General features: G+C 72.5%; 5 protein-coding genes and 1 tRNA gene. 2 read left to right on the top strand and 4 right to left on the bottom strand.

Translation table 11 applies throughout. The annotated features are described in order from the left end of the window. Positions 1-87: 87 nt before the first annotated feature. A tRNA-Cys gene (locus tag P1P70_RS39810) sits at positions 88-159 on the top strand. A gap of 283 nt (positions 160-442) precedes the next feature. On the opposite strand, the gene P1P70_RS39815 is transcribed toward P1P70_RS39810, so the two are convergent. After that, the gene (locus P1P70_RS39815) at positions 443-931 is read right to left on the bottom strand and encodes a DUF6083 domain-containing protein (protein WP_319246651.1); all 489 of its coding nucleotides are present in this window, start codon (positions 929-931) and stop codon (positions 443-445) included. 216 nt (positions 932-1,147) lie between these two features. Here P1P70_RS39815 and P1P70_RS39820 point away from each other — a divergent pair, with 216 nt between their 5' ends. Beyond that, entirely contained in the window at positions 1,148-1,288 is a 141-nt protein-coding gene (locus P1P70_RS39820; RefSeq protein ID WP_319246654.1) for a hypothetical protein, read from the top strand. Positions 1,289-1,383: 95 nt separating this feature from the next. Here P1P70_RS39820 and P1P70_RS39825 read toward each other — a convergent pair whose 3' ends face one another. The 3 genes from P1P70_RS39825 to P1P70_RS39835 all read right to left on the bottom strand — a co-directional run. Continuing rightward, positions 1,384-1,980 (bottom strand): SUKH-4 family immunity protein, encoded by a 597-nt coding sequence (locus P1P70_RS39825; RefSeq protein WP_319246657.1) that lies wholly within the window; start codon positions 1,978-1,980, stop codon positions 1,384-1,386. Between the two features lie 189 nt (positions 1,981-2,169). After that, the gene (locus P1P70_RS39830; RefSeq protein WP_319246660.1) at positions 2,170-4,485 is read right to left on the bottom strand and encodes a xanthine dehydrogenase family protein molybdopterin-binding subunit; all 2,316 of its coding nucleotides are present in this window, start codon (positions 4,483-4,485) and stop codon (positions 2,170-2,172) included. Continuing rightward, positions 4,482-5,482, bottom strand: a 1,001-nt coding sequence (locus tag P1P70_RS39835) for a 2Fe-2S iron-sulfur cluster-binding protein (protein WP_319246662.1), incomplete at its 5' end; no start/stop codon positions are given. The genes P1P70_RS39830 and P1P70_RS39835, both read right to left, overlap by 4 nt.

Raw genomic sequence — 5,482 nt, forward strand, 5'->3', positions numbered from 1 at the left:
GCCCTTGAGCCCTCCACCCGCCCGCGCCTACGGTCGACACATCGAGTTCGGAGCACCAGCCCCCACCGGGGCCCACACTCCCGACCCGGCCGTGTGCCCGAGTGGTTCAGGGACTCGCCTGCAAAGCGAGTTACGCGGGTTCGATTCCCGCCACGGCCTCAACTGCCTTCGCCAGTCACGGCCAGGGGGCGACATCCCGGAAGGGGTGTCGCCCCCTCGTGGTGGTGGTGTGTTCGTCGTCGGCCACCGCACAGGGCACATCGCCGCGGACCTTCGCCGAATTCGCCAAGTCCGCTGTCGAGGCCGGTGGCTGGCCAGGTTGACCGTGTTAGGAGCCGGCGCGAGCGGGCGGTACCCGTCTGGCATCGTCCGGGTCGACCACCCTGACTGCGTCTCAGTTTCCGTCTCGGTCACAGTCGTGAGCGACCGCCCGCGCTGCCGGTCACCCCGCGTCCGGCAGTGCTTCCGGGAGGCCTTCCTCGTCCGCCCTGCGTCGTGCGCGGCGGGCGTTCTCCGTACGGACGGTGTCGAGCCATCGCCACAGTCCGATCTCCTCCAACTTCAGGCCCGGGCAGGCGATGCGGTGCGGTATGCGGCAGACGGCCCCTGGAGCGGGCTCGTCCTCCCGGCTGTTCCACCCGACGCCCTGGGAGTCGACGTACCACCGGTGCCAGGCCGGCACCATGTGTGCGGGCACGGACAGGTCTGGCTCCAGCAGGACGTGGGCGTCGTAGTAGGTGGGACGCCGGTCACCGATGAGTCCGCAGTCGGGGCAGATGGGCGGGGCGGGTGGCTCGGGGCCCGTGGCGCCTTCCACCGCGGCCTGGGCCCGGTCGACGTTCTCCCACGGCCGTGGTGTGTCCGGCGGTGGCTGGCGATGTCCGTCAGCGCCCGGCAACCGGACGATGCTCGGCTTGTCCGTGTCCCCCATCGTTCCAGCGTCCGCACGTCACTCGGGCACGGGGAGGGCGCAATCAGGGCGCATCAGGGCACGATGGACGTGACGGACGCGTCGCCCATGAACTGGAAACCCGCGCGACAAGAAACCCTCGCGAGGATCGCCCAACTTCCGGTGAGGAGCTAACCCGCGGAGCAGAGCCCGTCGTTGGGGCAGAACATCACCCAGGTGTAGTTGTAGCCGGTTCGTATGGTCACGGGGTTCGGTGTGGGGCCGTCGTTGATGGAGGACCCGGTGTCCGGTGTGGCGGTGAAGGTGACCGTCGTGCCGACCTCGAAGGTGGCGGTGCAGGTGCCCGTGGGGTACGGCTGCGGTTCGTTGCTCGCGTAGGGGTCCCACGCGGACTGTTGGCAGTTGATCTCGACCCCTGCAGCCAGCCTATGCGCCCCATCCGGGACCTGCCACGGCAGCGGAGCGCGTCCGCGTCAGAGCTCCGCGCACGCCTCGTTGCGCAGGCGTTCCACCCAGCAACCCGTCGCCGTTCTCTCGTGGTTCTCGCGGTGCAGGCGCCAGAGGGTGAAGGCGAGGGTGGAGAGGTCGGCGTCGAGGGGGCTGAGGGTCGACTCGGGTTCGCTCCAGTTGAGGATCGCGCCGGTGGTGCCGTCGACGACGACGCTGTTGCCCTCGACGAAGTGGCCGAGGCGGATCAAGTGGGCCGCTCTGGAGGGGAGTCGGTCGGGGGTGAAGACGTCGGCGCGCTCGTGTGCGTAGTACTCGGCGAGGGTCGGCAGCGGGATGTCCGTGTCGAGGTGGAAGAAGCCGTGGTCCTCGGGCAGGCCCATGTCGCGCAGGAAGCGGCGGGTCGGCTCGTGGGTGAGTGTGGCCGGGAAGTCGAAGTCCTCGAAGCGCCACACCCTGCTTCGGCCGAACTCCTCGTCCAGCAGACAGGCCGGCAGGTCCAGCGCCAGTCCGGAACGGGTGACCGGTCCTCCGGTCAGCGCCGCCAGGTCGTTCAGGTGGATCGGATCGCGCAGGTCGTTCAGGTCCGTCAGGCCCATTGTCCCCATCGTCATCGTGCTCATGGCTCCCCCCGGCACGTGGTTCTCAGCGTGCGTCCCCAGTGGCGACGCCCGGACCGCCGAGCGGTCGTCGAACAGTCGTCGTCCCCACTGCCGAGAACCATACGCCGCCCCACTGACAACACCCGCCGTACGCGCGAACACGCACCTCAAGGGCTGTGCCGGAGGCGGCTCGCAGCCGCCTGCCCGGGCCTACGCCCCCGTCACCACCGCCGCCTGCGGGCGGATCGGCAGGCGGTTCACGGGGCGTCCCGTGGCCGCCCGTACCGCCGCCGCGACGGCCGCCGGGGAGGTCACCACCGGCACCGCGCTGGCCGCCTTCGCGCCGAAGGGGGCGACGACGTCCCGTTCCTCCACCAGCTTGACGAGCTGGATGTCGGGGACGTCGAGAGCGGTGGGCAGGGCGTAACCCGTCAGGTCGGGGTGGCGGACCAGGCCCCGGGGGGTGCGCAGGTTCTCGGTCAGCGCGATGCCCACGCCCTGGGTGACGCCCGCCTCGATCCGGGCGGCGAGCTGGTTCGGGTTGAGGATCCGGCCGACGTCCTGGGCGACGGCCAGCTCCACGACCCGTACGGAACCGAGTTCGATGTCGACGTCCACGACCGCGCGGATCGCACAGAAGGCGAGGCCCACGAACGCGTCGCCCTGGCCGGCCTCGTCCAGCGGTTCGGTCGGGTGCGGGCGGCACTGGGCGGTGGCCCAGAGTTCCTTGCCGTCCAGTGCCTCCGCGACCGTGGTGGACAGCACACCGTCGTACGACGTGATCTTGCCGTCGGTGATCTGCAGCAGCTCCGTGGACATGCCGAACTTGTGGGCCAGCGGCTGCAGGAGCTGCGTGCGGACCATCTTGGCCGCGCGCTCCACCGCTCCGCCGGAGACCCAGGTGTGGCGGCCCCGGCAGCTCGGGCCGGCCGGCGGCTGGTCGGTGTCGACCTGGGCGATGTGGACCTCGTCGATGCCGAGGGTCTCCTGGACGATCTGCCGGGCGAGGGTGGAGAAGCCCTGGCCGGTGTCGACGGCCGCGCACAGCACGGTCGCGATGCCGTCGTGGACCTTCACGGTGGCCGTGGAGACCTCGTCCGCGCCCTCGGCGCCGAGCATGTGGACCATGCCGAGGCCGTAGCCGACGCCGCGCCGGACGGCGCCCGGCTCGCCCGCGCCCTCGGGGCCGCCCGGGAGCAGCCACTCCTCCTCGGGGGTGTCCTTGGGCAGGGCGGGCAGCGGGAACTCCTGGACGGCCTGGAGGAGTTCGGCGACCGGAGCCGGGCAGGTCACCGACTGGCCGGTCGGCAGCACGTCGCCCGTGGTCATCACATTGCGCATGCGGAGTTCCGCCGGGTCGACGCCCAGCTTCTTCGCGAGCTTGTCCATCTGCGCCTCGTAGGCGGCGCAGACCTGCATGGCGCCCTCGCCGCGCACATGGCCGGAGGGCGGGTTGTTGGTGCGCACCGCCCAGCCCTCGATGAAGGCGTTGGGGACGACGTAGGGGCCGCACGCGAACGAGACGGCGGCGGCCAGCGCCTCCGAGGAGGTGTCGGCGTACGCGCCCGAGTCGAGCAGGATCTGGGCCTCGACCTTGACGAGCTTGCCGTCGGCGTCCGCGTGGTGGCGGTAGCGCAGCAGGGTGGGGTGGCGGTGGGCGTGGCCGAGGAAGGACTCCTCGCGGGTGGCCGTCAGCTTGACCGGGCAACCGGTCTTCAGGGCGAGCAGGCCGAGCGGGAGTTGGAAGCCCTGGTCCTCGCGGTCGGCGGTGGCGCCGGGGACTCCGGTGACGACGATCTTGACGCGGTCGGGCGGCAGGCCGTAGCAGGCGGCGGCCGCGTCACGGTCGGTGTGGGGGTCGGTGGAGGCCACGTACAGCTCGACGCCGCCGTCGGGGCGGGGCACGGCCAGGCCGGCCTCGGCGCCGATGGGGGCGGGGTCGGCGCGGCCGATGCGGTACTGCCCCTCGACGACGATCTCGCCCGCCGCGTTCGGGTCGCCGTGGCGCAGCGGGATGTGGCGGATGAGGTTGCCGTCGGGGTGCAGGGGCTCGGCCTCGAAGGCCTGTTCCGGGTCGATCACCGGGTCGAGGACCTCGTACTCGACGATGACGGCGGCGGCGGCCATCCGCGCGGTGTCGGGGTGGTCGGCGGCGACGGCCGCGATGGGCTCGCCGTGGTGGCGTACGACCTCGGAGGCGAACAGGGGCCGGTCGGCCTTGCCGCGGCCGTGCAGGGCGACGCCCGGCACGTCCTCGTGCGTGACGACGGCCCGTACGCCGGGCATCTCGCGCGCGTGGGACGTGTCGATGGACACGATGCGCGCGTGCGGGTGCGGCGAGCGGAGCACGGCGGCCCACAGCAGGCCCTCGGCCCACAGGTCGGCCGCGTACGGGAAGGTGCCCTCCGACTTGGCCCGGGAGTCGGCCGACGGCAGGGACACGCCCAGGCCGTGCGGCAACTGCTCGGGAGCGGGCGCGGTCTCGCCGGGGCCCGCGGGCGTCGCGATGACGGTTTCGTTGCTCACGCCTGGCCTCCGTCCTGGCCGAACGACCGGCCCTGACCGCCGTACGAGTCGTCCTGACCGCCGAAGGACTGCCCTTGGCCGCCGTAGGTGTCACCCTGCCCGGCGAAGGACTGCCCCTGACCGCCGTAGGTGTCGCCCGGACCGCCGAACGACTGGTCCTGCCCACCGAACGACTGCTCCTGCCCGAAGGGCTGGTCCTGACCGCCGTACGACTGACCCTGGTCACCGAAGGCCTGACCCTGGCCACCGAAGGACTGGTCCTGCCCACCGAAAGACTGGTCCTGGCCGCCGAAGGACTGGTCCTGGCCGCCGTACGAGTCGTCCGGGCCGGTGAACGACAGCCCCTGGCCGCCGTAGGACCGGTCGGGGTCGTGCGGGGCCGGTGGGGGCGCCTGCTGGGCGTCGTACGCCGCCGGGTTGACGCCGCCCGCGCCCGGGCCCGCCTGGTGCGGGATGCGCGCCTCGTCGGTGTCCGCGGCGGCCTCGTTCTCGGCGGCCGTGTGCGCCTCGCGCTCGGCGACGACGTCACGGACGGCCGCGAGGACGCCCCGGTAGCCGGAGCAGCGGCAGAGGTTGCCGCAGAGCGCCTGGCGGGTCTCCAGGTCGCTGGGGGCGGGGTTGCCCTCCAGGAGGTCGTGCACCGTCATCGCCATGCCGGGCACGCAGAAACCGCACTGCACGGCACCGCACTTGGCGAGGGCCCGCTGTACGTCCGAGGGCTGCCCGTCGGCGGCGAGGCCCTCGACGGTGCGCACCTCGCTGCCGGCGGAGGTGACGGCGGGCACCAGGCAGGACGCCACGAGCCGGCCGTCGACCTGCACGTTGCAGGCGCCGCACTCGCCCTGCGAGCAGCCGTCCTTGGCACCGGCGAGGCCGAGCCGCTCGCGCAGCACGTAGAGCAGCGACTCACCGATCCAGGCGTCGCTGACGGGCCGCTCGGTGCCGTTGACGCGCAGGACGTAGGAGGCGAGGGGGTGGTCGTCGTGCGGGGGCGGGG

Origin of the sequence: Streptomyces sp. MB09-02B, assembly GCF_033794485.1 — a bacterium.
Taxonomy (GTDB): Bacteria; Actinomycetota; Actinomycetes; order Streptomycetales; family Streptomycetaceae; genus Streptomyces.

Excerpts from the sequence above, each read along its gene's own strand:
- P1P70_RS39815 (WP_319246651.1), bottom strand. The coding sequence starts at position 931 with ATGGGGGACACGGACAAGCCGAGCATCGTCCGGTTGCCGGGCGCTGAC.
- P1P70_RS39825 (WP_319246657.1), bottom strand. The coding sequence starts at position 1,980 with ATGAGCACGATGACGATGGGGACAATGGGCCTGACGGACCTGAACGAC.
- P1P70_RS39820 (WP_319246654.1), top strand. The coding sequence starts at position 1,148 with ATGGTCACGGGGTTCGGTGTGGGGCCGTCGTTGATGGAGGACCCGGTG.